This is a genomic window from Planococcus sp. BI3, assembly GCF_056680115.1.
The window spans coordinates 1,824,930-1,846,412 of the sequence record NZ_CM155266.1 but is presented as its reverse complement, the minus strand read 5'-3'; the positions used below and the strand labels follow the sequence as shown (position 1 = coordinate 1,846,412).

At 48.3% G+C, this 21,483-nt stretch carries 20 protein-coding genes; 15 read left to right on the top strand and 5 right to left on the bottom strand.

The window, feature by feature from the left end; translation table 11 throughout:
* Positions 1-126 precede the first annotated feature (126 nt).
* From AC1MEO_RS09295 to AC1MEO_RS09280, 4 genes are all read left to right on the top strand, one after another.
* Positions 127-285 (top strand): hypothetical protein, encoded by a 159-nt coding sequence (locus AC1MEO_RS09295; RefSeq protein ID WP_480335834.1) that lies wholly within the window; start codon positions 127-129, stop codon positions 283-285.
* Positions 286-328: 43 nt separating this feature from the next.
* Entirely contained in the window at positions 329-1,381 is a 1,053-nt protein-coding gene (locus AC1MEO_RS09290; RefSeq protein WP_480335832.1) for an aldose epimerase family protein, read from the top strand.
* 65 nt (positions 1,382-1,446) lie between these two features.
* Positions 1,447-2,337, top strand: a complete 891-nt coding sequence (locus AC1MEO_RS09285; protein ID WP_480335831.1) for a PucR family transcriptional regulator — start codon at positions 1,447-1,449, stop codon at positions 2,335-2,337.
* A 121-nt stretch (positions 2,338-2,458) separates the two neighbouring features.
* Positions 2,459-4,684 (top strand): MMPL family transporter, encoded by a 2,226-nt coding sequence (locus AC1MEO_RS09280; protein ID WP_480335830.1) that lies wholly within the window; start codon positions 2,459-2,461, stop codon positions 4,682-4,684.
* A gap of 154 nt (positions 4,685-4,838) precedes the next feature.
* On the opposite strand, the gene AC1MEO_RS09275 is transcribed toward AC1MEO_RS09280, so the two are convergent.
* Positions 4,839-5,621 (bottom strand): SDR family oxidoreductase, encoded by a 783-nt coding sequence (locus AC1MEO_RS09275; RefSeq protein ID WP_480335828.1) that lies wholly within the window; start codon positions 5,619-5,621, stop codon positions 4,839-4,841.
* Positions 5,622-5,894: 273 nt separating this feature from the next.
* Between AC1MEO_RS09275 and AC1MEO_RS09270 the strand changes: the two genes are divergently transcribed.
* The 11 genes from AC1MEO_RS09270 (at position 5,895) to AC1MEO_RS09220 (ending at position 16,622) form a co-directional block, all read left to right on the top strand.
* Complete coding sequence (locus AC1MEO_RS09270; protein ID WP_480335826.1) at positions 5,895-7,394, top strand: 4-hydroxyphenylacetate 3-hydroxylase family protein; 1,500 nt, start codon at positions 5,895-5,897, stop codon at positions 7,392-7,394.
* A 12-nt stretch (positions 7,395-7,406) separates the two neighbouring features.
* Positions 7,407-7,883, top strand: a complete 477-nt coding sequence (locus tag AC1MEO_RS09265) for a flavin reductase family protein (RefSeq protein ID WP_480335824.1) — start codon at positions 7,407-7,409, stop codon at positions 7,881-7,883.
* Positions 7,884-7,901: 18 nt separating this feature from the next.
* Positions 7,902-8,906: a catechol 2,3-dioxygenase gene (locus tag AC1MEO_RS09260; protein WP_480335823.1), complete on the top strand. Its 1,005-nt coding sequence runs from the start codon at positions 7,902-7,904 to the stop codon at positions 8,904-8,906.
* Between the two features lie 12 nt (positions 8,907-8,918).
* Positions 8,919-9,830, top strand: a complete 912-nt coding sequence (locus AC1MEO_RS09255) for an acetaldehyde dehydrogenase (acetylating) (RefSeq protein WP_480335822.1) — start codon at positions 8,919-8,921, stop codon at positions 9,828-9,830.
* Positions 9,827-10,837, top strand: a complete 1,011-nt coding sequence (gene dmpG, locus AC1MEO_RS09250; RefSeq protein WP_480335820.1) for a 4-hydroxy-2-oxovalerate aldolase — start codon at positions 9,827-9,829, stop codon at positions 10,835-10,837. Before AC1MEO_RS09255 ends, dmpG begins: the two co-directional genes overlap by 4 nt.
* 61 nt (positions 10,838-10,898) lie before the next feature.
* Entirely contained in the window at positions 10,899-11,693 is a 795-nt protein-coding gene (locus AC1MEO_RS09245; protein WP_480335819.1) for a 2-keto-4-pentenoate hydratase, read from the top strand.
* On the top strand, positions 11,690-12,484 hold the full coding sequence (locus AC1MEO_RS09240; protein ID WP_480335818.1) for a 2-keto-4-pentenoate hydratase: 795 nt from the start codon (positions 11,690-11,692) through the stop codon (positions 12,482-12,484). The genes AC1MEO_RS09245 and AC1MEO_RS09240 overlap by 4 nt, the downstream gene beginning before the upstream one ends.
* 5 nt (positions 12,485-12,489) lie before the next feature.
* On the top strand, positions 12,490-12,690 hold the full coding sequence (locus tag AC1MEO_RS09235) for a 4-oxalocrotonate tautomerase (protein ID WP_480335816.1): 201 nt from the start codon (positions 12,490-12,492) through the stop codon (positions 12,688-12,690).
* The gene (locus AC1MEO_RS09230) at positions 12,687-14,159 is read left to right on the top strand and encodes an aldehyde dehydrogenase (RefSeq protein WP_480335815.1); all 1,473 of its coding nucleotides are present in this window, start codon (positions 12,687-12,689) and stop codon (positions 14,157-14,159) included. Before AC1MEO_RS09235 ends, AC1MEO_RS09230 begins: the two co-directional genes overlap by 4 nt.
* 15 nt (positions 14,160-14,174) lie before the next feature.
* Positions 14,175-16,019, top strand: coding sequence for a helix-turn-helix domain-containing protein (locus AC1MEO_RS09225; RefSeq protein WP_480335814.1), 1,845 nt, complete (start codon positions 14,175-14,177; stop codon positions 16,017-16,019).
* Between the two features lie 183 nt (positions 16,020-16,202).
* Positions 16,203-16,622, top strand: coding sequence for a YybH family protein (locus AC1MEO_RS09220; protein WP_480335812.1), 420 nt, complete (start codon positions 16,203-16,205; stop codon positions 16,620-16,622).
* A gap of 99 nt (positions 16,623-16,721) precedes the next feature.
* On the opposite strand, the gene AC1MEO_RS09215 is transcribed toward AC1MEO_RS09220, so the two are convergent.
* The 4 genes from AC1MEO_RS09215 to AC1MEO_RS09200 form a co-directional block, all read right to left on the bottom strand.
* Positions 16,722-17,111, bottom strand: a complete 390-nt coding sequence (locus tag AC1MEO_RS09215) for a hypothetical protein (protein WP_480335811.1) — start codon at positions 17,109-17,111, stop codon at positions 16,722-16,724.
* 15 nt (positions 17,112-17,126) lie between these two features.
* Positions 17,127-18,521, bottom strand: coding sequence for a sensor histidine kinase (locus tag AC1MEO_RS09210; protein ID WP_480335810.1), 1,395 nt, complete (start codon positions 18,519-18,521; stop codon positions 17,127-17,129).
* Positions 18,518-19,189: a response regulator transcription factor gene (locus tag AC1MEO_RS09205; RefSeq protein WP_480335808.1), complete on the bottom strand. Its 672-nt coding sequence runs from the start codon at positions 19,187-19,189 to the stop codon at positions 18,518-18,520. Before AC1MEO_RS09205 ends, AC1MEO_RS09210 begins: the two co-directional genes overlap by 4 nt.
* Before the next feature lie 75 nt (positions 19,190-19,264).
* The gene (locus AC1MEO_RS09200; RefSeq protein WP_480335807.1) at positions 19,265-21,364 is read right to left on the bottom strand and encodes an MMPL family transporter; all 2,100 of its coding nucleotides are present in this window, start codon (positions 21,362-21,364) and stop codon (positions 19,265-19,267) included.
* Positions 21,365-21,483: the final 119 nt, after the last annotated feature.

Genomic DNA, 21,483 nt, shown 5'->3' with positions numbered 1-21,483 from the left:
AAATGACGGATTGTCATATTAAGTGCCACACCCTAAAAATAAAAATGCCATGACAGTTTCGTGTAAAATGTAAGTTACGACCCCAACACTACGCAGGGGTTCAAAAGCGTAGAAATTCATTTTCACGTGATATGTGAAACAATTGAAGCTTCCTTATTCGGCACCGGCAGGGAACCGGATAACCGTGGAGGTCTCCAAATTGTGGGAGATGCGGCACTGAACGGAGCTATCCCGCTGTTGCTGGTGGACGTTTTGAGTAGAGATAAAGAGATGGATGATTATTGATAGAGATTTATATAAATCAAGAGATTGAAAGGATGAAGAAGGAATGAACGTTACTGAAAAGGTTTTCGGACATAAAAACAATCAGCCAATCACGCTGTATACATTGAAGAATGAGCAAGGTTTCCAACTATCCTGCATCAATTATGGTTGCATCATCACCGAAATCATTGCCCCGGATCGCCGCGGAAAAATGGAGAATGTGGTACTCGGCTTTGACACGCTTGAAGAATATGAAAGCAATCCGCATTTTTTTGGAGCGGTGGTTGGACGTTTTGCCGGCCGGATAAAAGAAGGAACATTTACACTTGAAGAGACTGACTATCAACTGGCTAAAAACTCCAATGGCCATCATCTGCACGGAGGTCCCGAAGGTTTTCACTCGGTTCTTTGGGATTCGAAAGTGATCCAAAATGAAAAAGAAGCCATAGTCGAATTTACATATTCAAGTCCGGACGGGGAGGAAGGTTTTCCAGGGAATCTATCCATGACTGTCCGTTACATTTTTAAGAATGACAGCAATCAGTTAGTCATTTCCTATTCAGGAAAATCCGACAAGACTACGTTGCTGAATGTGACCAACCATTCGTATTTCAATTTGAGCGGAAATCTCAAGCGGACGACTCTGGACCATGAATTGACGATGAATAGTGGCCAGTACTTGGAATTGGATGAGGAATTGCTGCCGACAGGGGAGATGGTTCTAGTGGACGAGGATCCGCTTTTCGATTTTCGCAGCGGCAGAAGCATAAGAGAAGCTTCAGCTGCTGGCCATCCACAGACAAAGCTGGCTGGCAATGGCTATGATCATCCATTTTTGTTGAATGCCGGGGAACAGTCCGCCATTGAATTAACGGATGGGGAAAGTGGCCGGAAACTGCGGGTCGAAACAACTGAACCAGCGGTGGTATTATACACAGGAAACGGCGTAGGCGGTCCTTATTCAATCAGAGGAGCGGCAGCGCAGAACTATCTGGGACTTTGCCTCGAAACACAAAGTCCGCCGGATTCCATGCGCCATCCACATTTTCCGTCTGCTATTTTGAACGCTGAAGAAGAATTCAAGTCGGAAACAAGCTATTCTTTTTCGTTAAAGTAATGGCATTCGAGTGATGATTTACGGAACAACAAACAGTGAATCTTTTTGAAGAAAGAAGTGTTTTTATGATCGATCACCTGAAAAAAATTTACTCTTCTTTGATTGTATATGATGAAGGGATCCATGACTTCGATTACAGCTATAAATGGTTTATGGCACAAGACAATGAAATTATCGGCATCCTTAAAAGCCAATTAAACCCGAGAGATGTGTCTGTGCTGACTGCGTTCATGGAGCCTTATGATATTGAGTTTCCATTCCTTACGGAGGAAGAACAAAAGTGGAGACACGCGATTGGTTCGGATGGCACTAATGGAACGGAGATTATGGAAGCCAATCTTCCATATCGCTTTGTGTACTTTTCAATCAAGAAAAATCAAATCAGTCCGGTATTGTTTAAAGAAGCTATCCATGAATTGTTTCCAGGGAAAGTACCGATTCTTTGGGAAAACAGACATGAAGGAATTCTGATTGAATATGCTGCAGCAGGGCAAGAAAATATCCGTTATGAAGAAATTATCGATGTGTTGATGAGTGACTTGTACATGAAAATCAATTTTCTTGTAGGCCCTTTCCGGGAAACGACGGAAAATGTCGCTCACTATTATTCGATTATGAAAACAGCCGCAAAATCCATTTCTGCCTACTCCAAGAAGCCGGTAGCGAACTTCAGTGACACCGTCCCTTATTTGCTGATTGACCAAACAGAAAAAGACCGGTATCGGAGTATTCGTGAAATGGTCCTGCAAGGCTATGTGGATGACGAAGAAACCTTGAAAATGATTGAAATGTTTACGCTATGCAATTTGAATATATCGGAAACAGCAAAAGCGCTCCATCTGCACCGCAACAGCCTTCAATATCGGTTGGATCGTTTTACCGAAAATACAGGGATCGATATCCGGAAATTTCACAATGCGATGGCCGTTTATCTGGCGCTGCTCGTGAAACCGTGAGTTTCATCCGCAAATTAGTCAAATTAAGACATGGATTAATATGTCATAAAGCTGACTTTTTTTGGTGAATGCTCTCCTCCTTCTTACTTTATAATAGAAAAGTTGGAAGGGGTTTTTATTGATGGCAAAGTATTTATATCGGTTGGGCCAATGGTCGATTCGGCACGCAAAAGCTGTAATTTTCGCAGCTATCGCCTTGCTTCTCGTCATGGGTGGCCTGGTAGCGGGATTTGGATTTGAGTTTGATGAGGATTTATCGATTCCTGGTACTTCTTCGCAGGAGACCATTGAATTGTTGAAAGAAGAATTTCCGGAAGTAGGGAACGCCGGGGGACAGATTCACATCGTCTTCAAAGCTCCTGAAGGAAAAACACTGCTGGATGCGGATATTCAGGAGGAGCTTAATGCAGTGATTGCAGAAGTTCAGACAGATGATGCGGTAGAGATGATCTATACGCCGGAAATGCTGCAGAACTACAGCCAAGACCAAACCATTGCGTTTGCGATGGTTTCCTACGATTCTGCAGCGGTAGATGTTTCGCAGGACTCGATTGACCTGGTTCAAGAAGCCATCACGATTACGGAAGACGCCGGAATCCAGACGGAATTATCCGGAGACGTCGAAGTGAATCCATTCAAGATGGAGTTCGCGACGGAAGTTCTTGGGGTAATGGCCGCGTTTATCATCCTGTTCTTTACTTTCGGTTCACTGCTGGTTGCAGGAATGCCGATCGTTACAGCTGGAGTCGGCCTGGTGATCGGTCTTCTCGGCATAGTTTTCGGGACGAATTTTACGTCGATTTCAACGGTGTGCCTGTCGCTCGCAGCGATGCTCGGACTGGCCGTCGGAATCGATTATGCGCTATTCATCCTGTCGCGCTTTCGCCAGGAGTATGCGAGAGGCTATTCCGTTAACCAGGCGATTGCGATCGCCAACGGAACGGCAGGAAGTGCGGTTGTGTTTGCCGGCTTGACGGTCGTCATTGCATTGATTGGTTTGGCGATTCCGCAGATTCCATTCCTGGCCATGATGGGCTTTACGGGTGCGCTTTGTGTATTCATCGCCATCATCGTCGCCATCACAGTCGTTCCGGCCGTCATTTCGTTGTTCGGCAATCGAATGACGCCGCCGGTTGACCGCAAGCGGACGCTTGGCGAAGGCTTTGCAGAACGCGTGAAATTGTCCGGCAAGTACATGAACGGCTGGGCGAAACTGATCAACAAGTTCCCGGTCGCTGTGGCGCTTGCAGGAACCATCGTACTCGCTGTGATCTCGATTCCATTTTTCCATATGGAACTCGGATTGCCGGATGATGGATTCTACGGAGAAGATACCAGCGAACGGCAGTCTTATGATTTATTGAAGGAAGCTTACGGTGAAGGGTATCACGCCCAGCTCGTCATTGTTGCGAAAGCGACAGATGACGATGGAGAAGTGATGACGAAGCTGGAAACCTTGCAGCAGGATATTTCGGCGATGGACAATGTCAATTATATTGCCAATGTCGTTCCGAAAGAAACTGGCGATATGGCGGTCATCCAGCTGTATCCGATGACCGGACCGAATGACTCAGAAACCAAAGACTTGGTGAATGAAATTCGTACGGCTTCTGCGGAATATGAAAAAGACGGCATGGAGCTATTGGTTACAGGAACCACTGCAGCGAATATCGATATTTCCGATAAACTCAGTGAAGCCTTGCCGATTTTTGCGGCATTGATCATCGGATTGGCGTTCATCCTGTTCATGATCGTCTTCCGTTCGATTTTGGTGCCGTTGAAAGCGGTTCTTGGATTCGTGCTGTCACTTGGTGCCACGCTCGGATTTGTAACGTGGGTCATCCAGGACGGCAACTATCATGAATTGTTCGGTTTTGCAGCTGCCGGACCGGTGCTGAACTTCCTGCCGATCATCGTGGTGGGAATCCTGTTCGGCTTGGCGATGGACTATGAAATGTTCCTGGTCAGCCGCATGCGTGAAGAATACACCCATTCCGGCAATGCGCGTAAAGCCGTACTTGCTGGACTTCGGGATAGCGGCGGCGTTGTCACAGCTGCCGGGCTGATCATGATCGCCGTATTTACTGGCTTCATGATGGCATCTGATCCGATGGTCAAAGTGATGGGGATGGCATTGGCGTTCGGTGTATTGTTTGATGCATTCATCGTTCGGATGATGATTGTGCCGGCGGTTATGATCCTGTTGGGGGATGCTGCCTGGTATCTGCCGAAATGGCTGGACAGAATCCTTCCGAACATCGACGTGGAAGGCGAAGCCATTATGGAGAATATGGAAGAGCCTGAGCGTTTGAATAAGAAGAAACCGGTTGAAGTGGAGAGTGTTTAACTTTTACTCGTTGCTGGTGGTTTCTAGTTTATGAAATAAAGCTGTTTAAAAGTGGTTCGCCGCTTTTAAACAGCTTTTTTGTTGTGGATGTAGGCATAAAAAAGCTGCGGCGCTGTGGGTAGTGAACAGCGCTGCAGCTTGAGTTTCTATACGATCAATATTTATAGGACTGCCCGCCGTCAATCGGGATGACGGATGCGTTGATGAATTTTGCTGCGTCCGACAATAGGAATGCGACGAGGTTGCCGACTTCTTCTGGCTTGCCGAAACGTTTCATCGGGTTGACGCTGACAAATTCCTTGCCGGCTGCTTCCCAGTCGTCGCCCGCCATTTGTTTCAGGGAACCTTCGACCATCGGTGTCATGATGGCACCAGGGGCGATGGCATTGATGCTGACACCGAACTCACCGTATTCGATGCCCGAGTTGCGTGTCAAGCCGACGACACCGTGCTTGCTTGCTGCATAGCCGGACTGGTTGCCGACGCCGCGGATGCCGCCGACGGATGCGGTGTTGACGATGGAGCCGTAGCCTTGCTGCTTCATGACTTTCAGGACATACTTCATGCCATAGAAAACCCCGTTGAGGTTGACGCTGATCACTTTTTCAAATTCGTCAGAGCCGTATTCTTCTGTCAGGTTCTGTTTGCCTTCGATGCCGGCATTGTTGAAGAACCCGTCGATCCGCCCGAAGGTGTCCATCGTAATCTGGACATAATTTCTAACGTCTTCTTCACTTGTCACATTGGCTTCAATCAGCTCCATTTCAGCTTCTGGAGCAGCTTCGAGAATCTGTTTTTTGGTTTCCTCAAGCGAGTCTTTATTCATATCAACAAGTACCAGTTTGCCGCCCAGTTTGGCGATGGAAAGTGCTGCGGCGCGTCCGAGGCCGGAGCCGCCGCCTGTGATGATGACCACTTTGTCTGTGTAGCTGATCATGAATGATCTCTCCTTTTTCGATATGGATTGATGGTTTCATTAGGTATATACCCGGGTGGGGTGGGTTTAATCTGGGGGTTAATCAAGTATCCCAAAATATAAAAGGGAGCGAAGAGAGGCACAATATTTATTATTTGATTTTTCAGACAATTACTGTCAGTATCATCTTGTTTTATCAGCAGCTCGTGTCGTTGTTAGCGTTTTCATTGCGTTGTATAGTTTGAACAAATGTATGGCCTACATTACGAACAAAAAACGAAATGGAGTGATTGCATGTTAACGGGAGAACAGTATCTTGAAAGTTTGCGGGATGGGCGAGTGGTATACCTCAATGGGGAAAAGATCGATGATGTAACGACTCACCCAGCTTATCGGAATTCAGCTTTGTCATATGCACGGATGTACGATGCTTTGCACGATCCTGCCAAACAGGATGTGCTGACAACGATCAATGAACATGGCGACCGCACACATAAATTCTTTAAGACTCCACGTACAGCAGAAGATCTGGTTGGCGCTCGGGATGCCATCGTTGAATGGTCGAAATTGAATTTCGGCTTTATGGGAAGAACACCGGATTACAAAGCTTCCTTCCTGGGGCATCTTGAAGCCTATTCGGATTATTACGTAGGCTATGAGGACAATGCCAAAGCCTGGTATAAAAAAGCCTCGAGAGATTTGCCTTTCGTCAATCACACGGTCATCAATCCACAGATGGATCGCTCCAAATCATTGCATGAAAACAAGGAAGTATTCGTTCGGGCAGTTGAAGAACGTGAAGACGGAATTGTTGTAAGCGGTGCCAAAATGGTGGGGACGGCAGCAGCTTTGACAAACTATAACTTCGTGGCGAACTACGGACCGAAAGAACTCGGAGGTGGGGACATCAGCCACGCGCTGATTTTCCTGGTACCGATGAATGCATCGGGCTTGAAGATGATCAGCCGGCAATCCTATGAACTGCAGGCAAAGACAAATGGAACGCCGTTTGACTACCCACTATCCAGCCGATTTGATGAAAACGATGCTGTCATCGTGTTGGACAATGTCTTCATCCCATGGGAAAACATCCTGGCTTATAACAATGTGGAAGTATCCAATAATTTTGTCGCTGAAACGCATTTCGTCAACCGCTTCAGTTTCCATGGCTGTGCCCGCTTAGGGGTCAAGCTGGATTTCATGACGGGTCTGTTGATGAAAGCGACAGAAGCATCCGGAACTCATCAATTCCGAGGTGTCCAGGCCAATATTGGTGAAGTCGTCGCGATGCGCAATATGATTTGGAGCTTGTCGGACTCCATGGCGATGAATCCGGATATCGGACGCAACGGTGTCGCCATTCCAAACGGCGTGGCCGCAAACGCTTATCGCGTGCTTGCTCCGGAAGTATGGACCAAAGTCAAAAAGATATTCGAACAGGTGGTTGCAGGCGGGTTGATTCAGTTGCCATCAAGCGCTGCAGATTTCCTGAATCCGGAAATTCGTCCTTATTTGGATCAATATTATAAAGGGACCAATACAACGGCTGAAGATCGCGTCAAGCTGCTGAAAATGGTCTGGGATTCGATCGGCACGGAATTCGGAGGACGCCACGAATTGTATGAAGTGAACTATGCAGGAAACCACGAGAATATCCGTGTAGAAGCCATGTATCACTCGATCGGCTCAGGCAATGCGGAATCGTTCAAGGCATTGGTCGATGAAGCGATGAGCGATTATGATTTGAACGGCTGGACAAATGCCGTATGGAAAGAAAAAGTTCCTACAACTTGAGGAGGGGTCTTAATGGATAGTCGTGAATTCCGTAACGCAATGGGTAAATTCGCAACCGGGGTCACCGTGATTTCAACAGATGTGGAAGGTGTCTTCCACGGGATGACAGCCAATGGCTTCATGTCGATTTCGCTCGATCCGGCATTGGTCGCAGTTTCCATCGGAGAAAAAGCGCAGACGCTCCAATTGATTAAAGCGAGTGGGCGCTTCGGCGTCAATGTCTTATCGAAAGACCAGCTGGATATCTCGAAACAGTTTGCGGGACAAATTCCAAGTGATGAAGCTTTCCGGTTTGATGTAGCTACTAACTTTCCGATGATCAAGGATGCGCTCGTCCAAATAGTTTGCAAAGTCGAACAGGAAATTTTAGCAGGTGACCATACCATCTTTATCGGTAAAGTCGAAAAAATGGTGACCAAAGACGGTGAACCATTACTGTTTACATGCGGCAAATATGCAGAATTGGATCCGCAATACGCGGTCCTCTAAAAAAGGGAGGAAATAAAGATGACAAGTGAATTGACAAACCAATTTAAAGAACCCATTTTTGATGTTGCCCAGATTGCCCATGTAGAGGTCTTGTCGCCGACGCCAAAAGAAACCATCACGTTTTATACAGACATGCTCGGGATGGAAATAGTCGATCAAGTAGAACATAAAACTTATTTAAGAGCCTATGAAGACAATTATAAATACTCCTTGATTGTGACAGAAGCAGAAGAAGCGGGTCTTGGCCATGTTGCTTGGCGTGCAACTTCACCACAGGCGCTGGAACGCCGAGTCAAAGCGTTGGAGGAAAGCGGACGCGGTACGGGCTGGGCGAATGAAGAATACGGACATGGTCCAGCTTACCAATTTACAACGCCGGATGGCCATAATATGGAAATTTTCTGGGAAGTTGAATATTACGATTGCCATGAGGATAAGCATTCGAAACTGATGTCAAGAAGCCAAAAACGCCCGAAACACGGAGTTCCTGTACGCCGCTTGGACCATATCAACTTGATGTCGAGCAATCCGGCTGCAGATACGAACTTTATGGTGGAAACACTCGGCTTTAAGGTTCGTGAGCAGATTGTCGATAATGATCACGTGATCGGCACATGGAACAGCGTTTCCAATCTTGTGCATGAAATCGCCTTTATGCAGGAGCCGACCGGAGCGAAAGGAAAACTGCACCATGTCTGCTATTGGTACGGCATTCCGCAGAACCTATATGATGTAGCCGACCTACTCAAGGATCATGATTACTTTATTGAAATCCCACCAAACAAACACGGTGTCAGCCAGGCTTTCTGCATGTACGTTTACGAGCCAAGCGGAAATCGCGTGGAATTGTTCGGAGATGCTGGTTATTTGATTTTCGATCCGGATTGGAAAACACTTACATGGGAAATGGCAGATGTTCCCGGCAACGGAGATACATGGATTGGTGCAGTGTTCCCTGATTCGTTCTGGAATTACGGCACACCAGCACCAGCAACTGTTCCGTTAAAAGTAGCCGCTGAATAATAGGAGGTACTCATGGATAAAATCAAAGTAGCCATATTGGGATCAGGGAATATTGGGACGGATTTGATGTATAAAATCCTTAAAACGGACGGTGCGATGGAACTGGCTTTGATGGCTGGCATCGATCTGGAATCTGAAGGCTTGAAACGGGCGAAAGAGCTGAACATCCCGACGACTGCTGAAGGCATAGAAGGCGTTCTGGGTACTGAAGACATTCGCATCGTTTTTGATGCCACCAGCGCAAAAGCCCATATGGCCCATGCGCCCCGCTTGAAGGAAGCCGGCATGATTGCAGTCGATCTGACGCCGGCAGCAGTCGGACCGTACGTGGTTCCGGCAATCAATCTCGGTGATCACCTGGAGCTGGACAATGTCAATATGATTTCCTGCAGCGGCCAGGCGACCACACCGCTCGTCTATGCGGTGAACCGGGTAGCCCCTGTAAAATACAGCGAGATCATCGCGACGATTTCAAGCGTCTCGGTTGGTCCAGGAACACGTCAGAACCTGGATGAATTTACGATGACGACGGCGAATGCCTGCCAGAAAATCGGCGGAGCGGAAACAGCCCGTGCAATACCGGTCATCAACTCTGCCGAACCGCCGATCATGATGAACAATACTGTTTATGCGGTGCTTCAGGAAGAAACCGATGAAGCGGCAGTGGTTGCTTCGATTGATGAAATCGTGGCGGAAGTCCAGCGCTATGTGCCAGGCTACCGGTTAAAAGGTAAACCTTATATCGACGTCCGCCATACACCATGGGGCGAACTGCCGACCGTCATTATCATGAATGAAGTAGAAGGGGCAGGGGATTTTTTCCCTAACTATGCTGGAAACCTCGATATCATGACGGCCGCTGCCCAACAGGTCGGCGAACAATTTGCCAGCCATTTATTGAAGAAAGGAGGCGTGATTGCATGAAGACACTAATCGTCACCGATACGACATTACGGGATGGCTCCCATGCAGTCAGCCATTCCTTTACTCCAGAGTTTGTCGGACAAATTGTCAACCGCCTGGCAGAGGCCAAGGTGCCGGTCATTGAAGTCAGCCACGGTTCAGGTCTTGGCGGCTCGACGATCCAGCAAGGATTCTCGACTCATGACGAATGGCTGCTGATTGAACAGGCGATCGCGAATAAAAAGGATTCCAAGATTGCGTCGCTTTTCGTACCGGGAATCGGTACGCGCCCGGAAATCCTCAAAGCTGCTGAATACGGGGTCGATGTCTTGCGTGTCGCGGTGCATTGCACTGAAGCGGATGTCTCCCAGCAATATTTCGAACAGGCGAAAAAGAGCGGGCTTGGAACAGTCGGATTTCTGATGATGAGCCATACCCAGCCACCTGAAGTATTGGCTAAGCAGGCAAAACTGATGGAAAGCTATGGTGCAGACTGTGTCTACGTTGTGGATTCTGCAGGTGCCCTGGTTCCGGAAAGCGTCCGCGAGCGGGTATCGGCATTGAAGGATGCCTTGTCGGTCAATGTCGGTTTCCATGCCCATAATAATTTGGGGCTGGCCATTGGCAATACGGTTGCCGCCCTGGAAGCAGGAGCCGATCAAATCGACGGCACGCTGCGCGGACTTGGCGCCGGTGTCGGCAATGCACCGACTGAAGTGCTGATCGCCGTATTGAATAAAATGAAAATCGATACAGGCATCAACTTGACGATTCTGATGGATACGGCAGAAGAGCTGGTTGCGCCGGTATTCAAATACCCGAACGTCATCGACCGGGATAATCTGGCTTCCGGCTATGCCGGAGTCTATAACAGCTTCCTGCTGCATGTTAGAGAAGCGGCTGTCAGATTCGATATTAATCCGGTAGCGATCATTGAAGAATTGGGTCGCCGCGGTGCAGTTGCTGGGCAGGAAGATTGGATTTTGGATGTCGCGCTCGAATTGCAGCAAAAAGAATTAGTCAAATGAAAAAAATGCCGTTGATGAGCTTTGTTGACGGCTTTTTCTCCTAGAAGAAAGGAGTGCGGATATGGTTGCAGTTGAACAGCTTGCAAATGAATTAATTGAAGCCGAACAATCGAAAAAACCGATTGCCCCCTTCACGGAACGCTTTCCGTCAATTTCTTTGTCGGATGCTTACCAAATTCAATTGAATTATGTAGAACAGAAAAAAGCGCAAGGTGCACGGGTTGTCGGCAAGAAAATCGGTGCAACGAGCAAAGCGATCCAATCCATGTTCGGTGTTGATCAGCCGGACTACGGCCATTTGTTCGATACGATGATGTATGCAGACGGGGACACGGTGCCGCTTAAGAAATTGCTGCAGCCAAAAGTGGAATGTGAAATCGCTTTTGTCTTGAAAGAAAATCTGATCGGCCCGAACATTACAGCACTAGATGTGATTAATGCAACAGATTACATAGTGCCTGCCATCGAAATCATCGACAGCCGCATCGAGGACTGGAAAATTCGTTTTGAAGACACGGTTTCAGACAACGGCTCTTCCGCTTTGGTGGTGATGGGGACAAAACCGACGAAACTGGAAGGACTAGACCTGAGCTGTTTGGGAATGAATCTCTACCAGAATGGGAAATACCTCGAATCGGCTACCGGTGCCGCAGTTCTGGGCAATCCAATCTATGCCATCGCTTGGCTGGCAAACGCCTTATCGGATTACGATGTGTCACTGTTTGCCGGTGAAGTCATTTTGACGGGTGCTTTTACAGCTGCCCTTACGATACAGGATGGAGATACATTTACCGCTGAATTTGCTCATTTGGGTTCAGTATCTGCCAGCTTTTCAAATGGGGGGAATATGAAATGAAAACAGCATCATTGGAAAAAGCAGTAGAGGATTTATTCCAGGCGGAAAAGAATGTCCACACTTTGCCGCAATTTGCGACAGAGTTTCCGGATTTTGACGAAGACAAGGCTTATGATGTCCAGGAGCTCTTGGTCGACAAGAAATGCTGCGAAGAAGAAACCAGTGTTTCCGGATGGAAGCTCGGACTGACCAGCAAAGCAAAGCAGCAGATGATGGGCGTCCACGAACCTTCATACGGCGTCCTGCTGAGAAACATGAGTTTGGACGAGGGACAGACTCATTCAATCGACAGCTTTATCCATGGCAAGCTGGAACCAGAACTGGCTTTTGTTTTTAAAGAAGATGTCAAGGGACCCTATATAACAGCTGCACAAATTATTCAATCAACCGCTTATGTGCTGCCGGCATTCGAAGTGATCGACAGCCGTTTTGAAGCGTTTAAATTCACCCTTCTGGATGCAGTGGCGGATAATTCATCTTCTTGCCGCTATATTCTCGGCAATCAGATGTTGCCACCGGATGCTGTAGATATGAGCCTGACTGGAATCGTCTTCCGGAAAAATGGAGAAGTCATGGCAACCAGCACACTCGCTGCAGTCATGGGCAACCCGGCTAGCGCCATTGCTTGGATGGCTAATAAAATCGCCAAGCGCGGCCAATTTATCAAAAAAGGCCAAGTCGTCTTGAGCGGTGCCATCACGCAGGCCGTCCACATTGAACCGGGCGATCATTTTTCAGCCGCATTCGATGGCTTCGGAACCATTAACGCCAGTTTTAAGACAGGAGAGTGAACGATATGCCATTTATCCAAGTCACGATTGCTGAAGGACGGGAACCTGAGAAAGTGGAACAGCTGATTTTTGATATTACCGCGACCGTATCCGAGGTGCTGGATGCACCGAAGGAGAATGTACGCGTACTGATTACGGAAGTGCCGAAAACACATTGGGGGATTGCGGGACAGTCCATTTCAAAAAGAAAAGAGGAATCGAGATGACTACAGTCGAAACTACAGTAAGGCAAGTTCAGCATTTCATCAACGGAAATTATGAAGCTTCTTCCGACCAGCAGACATTCGAAGTCAAAAATCCGGCAACACAGGAAGTGATTGCTGTTGTTTCGGAAGCGACAGAACAGGATGTCGAAAAAGTATGCCAGGCAGCAAGGGAAGCGTTTGAAAATGGGCCTTGGCGCACCATGACCTTGGCAGATCGGTGCGCGAAAATACGCCGTATGGCTGAAATCATCCTGGAGCGCAAAGAAGAAATCGCACGTCTGGAAGCATTGGATGTCGGAAAACCATACAGCCATGCAATTGCAGCAGAAGTTCCGCGTGCAGCGCACAATCTGAAGTTTTTCGCAGATTTCATGGAACAGCAGGGCGGGGAAACCTATCCGATGGAAGATGCGTACATCAATTACACACGCCATGAGCCGGTAGGCGTTGCGGGATTGATTACACCATGGAATGCTCCATTCATGCTCACCACCTGGAAGCTCGGTCCATGTCTGGCGGCAGGCAATACAGCCATTATCAAGCCAGCGGAAATGACGCCACTTTCGGTTTCCTTGCTGGGAGAAATCGCGAAGCAGGCAGGCATCCCGGATGGCGTCGTCAATATCGTCCATGGCAAAGGCAGCATCGTTGGAACTGCGATTACGAAAAATACCGATGTCGACTTGATTTCATTCACCGGATCGACAGCAACGGGGAAAGCCATTATGCGCAACGGCGCAGATACGCTGAAAAAGTTCGCCTTTGAACTGGGCGGCAAAGCAGCTAATATTGTTTTTGAAGATGCAGATTTGGATAAAGCAATCCCCATTTCGATCCAAGCGGCTTTCCTGAATTCTGGGCAAGTGTGCTTGGCAGGTTCCCGGATATTGGTGCAACGTTCGATACTGGACACGTTCATCGAAAAATACAAAGCTGCAGCAGAAGCTTTAGTGGTAGGCGATCCACAAGCAGCGGAAACGAAAATGGGGCCGCTCGTCAGTGAAGAGCATTTCAAAAAAGTGAAATCTTATTTGGAGATTGCCAAAGAAGAAGGGGCAACTTTGATTACCGGAGGCGGCACGCCGGAACTGGCGGCTCATCTTAAAGATGGCTATTATCTTCAGCCGACGGTCTATCTGCACGAAGACCCGAAAGCGCGGATTTGCCAGGAAGAGATTTTCGGCCCAATTGTGACAATCATTCCTTTTGATACAGAAGAAGAAGCATTGCGCATTGCCAATGATACAGATTATGGCTTGAACGGGGTAGTCTGGACAGAAAATCTGAAGCGGGCCCACCGCATCTCTCATGGAGTGAGAGCCGGCACCATCTGGGTCAATTGCTGGTTTGTCCGGGATCTGCGCGCGCCGTTCGGTGGATTCAAAAAGAGCGGAATCGGTCGTGAGGGCGGACAGCACAGCCTGGAATTTTTCACCGAAGCGAAAAACATCTGCATTGCCTTGAACTGAAGGGTGGGAAAGTGAATGGGACAGAAATTGACTTCTAACCAGCAAACGTGGGCAACCACGGGGAATGAACCATTTGAAAAACTTCGGAAACGTGACTCAGTCGAATTGCCATTGGCGGCTTTTTCAGCCTGGCAGAAGCAATTGATTAAGATGCTTGGCTTAGCAAAAGTCAAAAAGAACTTTTTCCAGTTTGGTTGGTCGCAGGGTGAGGAAATGGCGCGAACTGTCAGCCAGCGGGGGGATTTGGATTTGATATCCCAAATGCTTCAAGGGGCAGAAATGCATGAAGCATTGGGGCAGGCAAATGTCTGCATTGACGTCAAGAAGGTTGAAATTGTTGGGGACGAAGTAGTCTCTGTTCTGTTCAAAGGAAGATGGACCAATTCTTTTGAAGCGGAACACTATATAAAAGAAGATACTGCCGCTGTAAAACCCGTTTGCTACATGCTTTGCGGGTTTGCCAGCGGCTATATCTCCGCCTTGATCGGCAAAGATGTCTTTTTCAAGGAACACGCGTGTGAAGCAAGCGGAGATGCTGCCTGCCAATGGGAAGGCAAACTGCTCAAAGATTGGCATCCAGACGAGTACGATAGTTTTATAGGAGCAGATCCGGAAGAAGGTGCCCCTCGTTTTTTGCAGCTTGAAGAAGAGCGGAACCGGCTTCAGATGGTCATCGATATCCACAATGAACTGACTGAAGAGCTTATCCGATCAAATAGCTTAAAGAATATTTTAAGCATTTTAAAGAGGTACATTAAAAAACCAATCATCATCGAAAACCAGAAAGGCCAAATCACGGATTTTGAAAACATCACACTGGAAAAGGCTGCTGACCTGCAGATTTCTTTCCATAATCGGCTGAAAGAATGGCCCATCCAAAAAACGGATTTATTTCAGTTTGAACATATCAGCCGTCTGACGGCTCCAATTTATATACAAAATCAGATAGCCGGCTATTGCTCCTTCATCTATGGACAGGATGACCAGCAGCCAGAAGAAATAGACCGCATGATTCTTGGCAGGCTGACATCCATCAGTACGTTGGTGTACTTGAATAATCGGAACATCATGGAAGCCAATGCCCGGACCAGGGGGATTCTGTTCGAGAAGATGCTGACGGATGGCTTTGAGTCGAAAGAACAGATTGTCCGCGAGTTGAATCTGTTGAATATTGATGCGTCGGGTGATTACCATGTCGCATATTTGGCACTCGGCTACAGCGAATTCAACGAAGAGGACAATCTGTCGACATTCACAAACATTTATGAAGAAGTGGTACAGTTCTTCCACGAGCGCAGTTATGAAGTGCTGCAGGTTCAGCGCGCAAATGGAATTCTGTGCTTTATTCCGGAGTCAACAAGCCATGCTCTGCTGGAAAATGGTCCGACCCTTTTCCATGAGCGGATCAAGCGTGCCTATCCGAAAATTCAATGCCATGTCGGTGTCAGTTCTACGTCTAATGACCTTAGTCATGTAACCGATCAAATGAAGGAAGCGATGACAGCGGCCCGGTTCACTACAACCCATCAGCCAACGATGTCATTCAATGAATTAGGAATCCTCGGTATCCTTGTGCATTCGCAGGAAGAAACAGCGATACGAAAAATTGCCGAACTTCAATTAGGTGAGTTGTACGGCGCTTCCGAGCAGCAAAAAGACTATATGCTCACCCTTTACGAGTTCCTGATGAATGGCGGCAACCTGGAGCTGACCTCCGCGAATCTTCAATTGTCGGTAAGCGGTCTGCGTTACCGCATTAACCGGATCAGCGAAATCGGCAAAGTCGACCTGCGTGATTCGGAGAAGCAATTCGATCTGCTGCTGGCTTTGAAGGCATTGAAGGTGATCGGGGAGTTTTAAGAAAAGAAGAAACGCTGATTCGTATAAAATGACCACAGCTACCTGGCAGCCGAAATAACGGGCATCCAGATAAAAAGCCTTTGATCTCATAGATTAAAGGCTTTTTATCTATTGAATGAAGGGAATCAGATGAGTCTCGGCGAAAGATACTCAGGTAGAAAAGTATCCTAAAGGAGGAGTCGTATGTTCACTGATGTACAGGATGTGCTTAAAAACTACGAGGACGCCGTTTACGAGAAGAATGTCGAGAAGTTTCTTTCAGGGTATGCGCCGGACGTTCATATTTTCGACTGTTGGCAGGAATGGCAATACGATGGGATTGAACAGTGGAAGGCCCTGGTGGATGACTGGTTTGGGGGATTGGAAGAAGGGGAGTTGCTTCGGGCAGCGCTGCACGACGAAGTGATAAAAGAAAATGTGGAATTTGCACATGTCCATTGCTCCATCAGCTTCGCGGCTTTTGATGAGACGGGCAAGGAACTCCGAAAGATGAGTAACCGCTTCACGTTTGTGCTGGAAAAAATAGAGGGTTCCTGGCAGATTATCCATGAGCATTCTTCGCTGCCAATCGGCATGAAGGATGGGAAAGCGATTTTTGGCTAATGGAATAAAATCTTAGTCCTTATTAACGTGAAAACTAGATCAACCAAAAAAATCCACTGGAGGAAAAGCATGGCTTTTCTCCAGTGGATTTTTTGCGTTCTATTCTTTTTCCGTCAAGAACGTAATGATCAAAAACAGCAGGAAGGCCAGCAGCAACAAGCTGCCGCCTACGATGAAAAGGACCATGACAAAGGTTTCATTCCAATTGAACGGATTCAAGTTATACAGCCACATGCCACCAGTCAACGTGAAGGCGCCGACCATTCCGAGTACGCTGTGGATAGCGACCAGTTTTTTGTATTTGATCGTGTAGACCCGGTAGAAAATACCCCAGGCAAAGACTGACAGCCAGCCGACGAGCAGGATATGGGCGTGGATCGGGCGCAGTGCATAATCCATTTCCCCAGCCATCTGTGAACCGAGAAATGTGCCGAACAAGCCGAATATTGCTGAAAAGCGTATTAAACGAAGACTCCAAGTTTTTTCCATGAGTAAACCTCCAACTTATATTTGTTTGGGATCGGGATGCGGGAAGGTCAGAATGAATTCACTGCCCTTATCTTCTTTACTATTGACGCGGATGGCGCCTTGATGCAAGGTAACGATTTGGTGGACGATCGACAGGCCGAGTCCGGTGCTGTCTTTTTTGCGTGCAGCATCGCCCCGGTAAAAACGGTCGAACAGCTGTGGAAGAGCGTCTTCCGGAATGCCCAGACCACTGTCTTTGAATGCTATAGTGACGCCTGCATCGTCTGACTGCAGGGTGATTTCGATGCTGCCGCCGGGTTTATTGTACTTGATGGCGTTGGTCAGCAGGTTGTCCCAGACATTGTCGAGCAGCTCGGCATCGCCGCTGAACCGGATGGGGGCGAGTTGGTAAGACAAGTTGATGTCTTCTTCCTCAAGGCGCCAGCGGTATTTCCGGACAACGCTTTTTAATTGCTCATCCAACTGGAATTCTTTCACTTTCATCGGATAAGCGCCTTGGTCGAGCGATGTCAGCAGCAGCAATTGGCGAGTCAGACTGGACAGCCGTTTTGCTTCTTCGTCAATGATGGACGTATAGATAAAGCGGTCTTCATCGGCAAGGCCGGGTGACTTCAACAGGTCTGCATAGCCTTGAATATTCATGAGCGGGGACTGGAAATCATGCGACACATTGCTGATGAAGGATTTGCGCGCCAGGTCGTTGTGCTGCAGCTGTGTCTGCATGAGATTAAAACTTTCCGATAGCTGGCCGATTTCATCGTTTCGCCGGATGTCGAGTGGAAAGCTGTAGTTCTCTCGCGCGATGTGTTTGGTCGCTTCAGTCAGCTGAACAATGGGACGCGTCAATTGCCGCGCCATAAAGATCATGCCGATGATGCTGACAAGCGCAATCGCTGCCACAAAACCGATCAGCACAGAATGGATATCGGTCGATACGAGCTTGGTATCAGGACGGATGAACAGGCCGTACCGTTCACCGCCTCTTTCAAACGGGACGCCCACTGTGTTCTGCAGTTCATTGGTGAAGTGGCCGATCATGAAAATTTCGTCTTTAAGATTGTCCAGCCCGGTATAGGTTTTATTTTCCGTCAGGACTCGGGTGGCGGATTCTGGAAAGGCCGTGTCGTCAAAGGGTTCACCGAAAAACTGCGTGTTTCCTGCACTGTCGACGAGCGCAATCTGATAGCCGAGCTTCGCAACGGCCTGCATATAGCCGGTGAAGCTTTCATCGGAATAAGGGATATTTTCCACAGTGCTGACGATTTCTTCTGCGATGGCGACGTTTTGTTCGATCGTTTCTTCTTTAGTGACCGTCACATAAAAGATATTGGCGATGGTGAAGCCGATCAGGATGCTGATGGCCAGGATGAACAAGGTTGCCACGGTGAATTGCCGGTACAAAGTTTTCATTTCGGTGCCTCAAGCTTATAGCCGATGCCGCGCAGTGTATGGATTTCAACAGTGGCGCCATAGCGCTTTAAACGGTCGCGGATCCGGTTGATGTGGGTATTCAAAGTCATTTCAGTGCCTTCGTGTTCTTCGCCCCAGACATAGTCCATCAGCAGTCCGCGGGGAGTGGCCAGATTGGCGCGCGACACCAGCAGCGACAACAGTTCGAATTCCTTCAAAGGCAGGATGACGGTTTCATTGCGGATCGTCACTTCGAAATTCCGGCGGTTGATCGCCAGGTTGCCCGCCTGCAGGTTTTCCTGAACGGACCGCTCGGAGCGGCGGAGCACCACCGCGATGCGGAACAGCAATTCCCTCGGCTCAAAAGGCTTGACCATATAATCCTCGGTGCCGGACAGGAAGCCTTTTTCCTTGTCCTCCAGCTGTCCTTTTGCCGTCAGGAGGATTACGGGAATACCAAGATCCTGCGTCAGGATGCGCGTCAGCTGGAAACCGTCCATGCCCCGCATCATGACATCCACGATGGCCAAATCAACGAGCTGGTCCTCGAGCAGCAGCAAAGCCTGTTCCGCATCGTTTGCTTTAAACACGGTATAGCCTTCTTTGCCGAGGTGGATTGCTACGAGTTGCTGAATATAGATATCATCGTCCACGACGAGTATTTTCATGTGGATTCCTCCCATACAATCAGAAAGCCCGGCATAAGGAAGACCGGGCTTTCAACTCTCTCCATTATGCCGGGTTTACTGGTCTTTTTCAAAAAACAGTATCAACGCCGGAAGCAGCAATCCGCGCACCAGGAAGGTATCAATCAGGATGCCAATCGATACGATAAAGCCGAAAATGAACAAATCAGCGATCGGCATGGTCGTCAAAGCTGCAAACGTGGCTGCCAGAATGATGCCGGCAGAAGAAATCACACCGCCTGTATGGCTGATGGCGATTTCCAGCGCATCTTTGACCTTCCGTGATTTTCGCTCTTCGATAAAACGTGACACCAGGATGATGTTGTAGTCGATGCCCAGCGCCACCAGGAAGATGAATGCATACACCGGCACGCGCGTACTGATGGCCTCATAGCCGAACAGCACATCGACAAGGAAAATCCCCAGCCCAAGCGCCGATACATATGAGAATAAAATCGTTGCCATCATATAGATCGGCATTTTCCATGAACGGGTCAATGCAAGCAGCAGCACTAGAATCAGCAGTGTTTCTAGGATAACGATTTTGTAGATGTCTGTGTTGTTGACATCCCGTTCATCGACAAGTTTCGGTGTAATGCCGCCAAAATGCGTCTCGCCGTCAATGGAAGCGCGGTCCAGCAAAGCACCGCTGTCGTTCCGCAGCTGCTCCACAAAATCAAGGGCTTCTGCCGAATAAGGATTCATCGAAAGTGCAATCGTGTATTTCACGGCTTCTCCATTTTCCGTTTGTCCGGATAAACGGGCAGAAGCGACTTCCGGATAAGCGGTCAGCTCTTCAGAAAGAGCGGCAGCCGCGCTATCAGTAATCGGTTCATCACCGACAACGAGCAGGGAAGAAGGGGCGATTTCGCCTTTGTCGAATTTCTGTTCAACAATTTCATAGCCGACACGGGACGGCATGTCTTCCGGGAATGATTTCACCGTATCGAATTCGAATTCCAGGTTCACGACATTCAATGCGGAAACGGTCATCAGAAGGGCGACCAGCCCACCAGAAATCAAGGGCTTGTTGACGACGAATTTTGCCACCGGTCCCCAGATGCCGTGCTTCACTCCTGTTGCCTCCCCGTATTTCGGCACTTTCGGCCAAAATGCTTTACGGCCGAATAGGGTGAATAAAGCTGGAATCAATGTGATCGAAGCGATCATGATGACGAATACAGCTGTCCCGAAAATCGGTGCGAAGTTCGCATAGTCGCGGAAGTCCGCAAAGAACAGCACCAGCATCGCCGCAAGAACTGTGCCACCGGCGAAGAATACCGGTTCACCTGTTGCGCGCATGGCATATTTCATGGCTTCATGTTTGCTTTCGTAATGGTTCAGTTCCTCGCGGAAGCGCGAGAACACGAACAGCGAGTAGTCGATTACAGCCGCAAACAACAGAATGCTCATGATCGAGGTGGTTTGGCTGGTCAGCTCCAGGCCGCCGGCACCCATGAAGGCGAGTGTCTGGTTGACCACCTGGTAGACAATCACGGTCGCGAGCAGCGGAATGAATGCGAGTAGTGGCGAGCGGTAAATGACGATCAACAGCACGAGGATGATCAGCACGGTCGCAATCAGCAAGACAAAGTCCGCTTGTTCAAACAATTTCACGGTATCGCCAGCAATGCCGGCGGGACCGGTGACGTAGAATTCCATACTGCCCGAATCTGCGGCAATGTCGCTTCCGATTTCAGAAGCTTTGTCATTGATTTCCGCAAAGTCGGCACTGCCGAGCCCTGCTTCAAGTGACATTGGAATGATCATGGTCGTGTTGTCTTCAGAGAAGAATCCTTCCAAAGCAGGAGGGGGCAATTGGCTGATGTCGACAATCGAGTCGATGCCTTCAATGTCTGCCTCTGTGATGCCTGCCAGAATTTCCTGTACAGTTTCGGGATTGACATCGCCTTCGCTGTTATGGAAAACGAGAATGCCGGGCGTCCCTTGGTCGTCCGGAAAATATTCCTTCAGTTTCTGGTCCGCGATGATTGACTGGGCATTATCGGGCAGCGACTGGAAGTTTGCTACCTTGTAGTCGTTGAGCGTTGGGCCCATACTGAGCGCAATCATCAGCACAAGCCAAGCGATGATGGTAATCCACATGCCTTTTTTTGTTGATACCCAATCCGTGATCGGGTTCAGGAATTTGTTCATGTTTCTTTCCCCTCTTTCTATGTAGAATATTTCTGATCCATCATAAGGGATGAATATAAATTGAATATCAATTTTCGGTGGCAGAGAGTTGAACATTTGCTTGTTTAATTGGCCTGAAA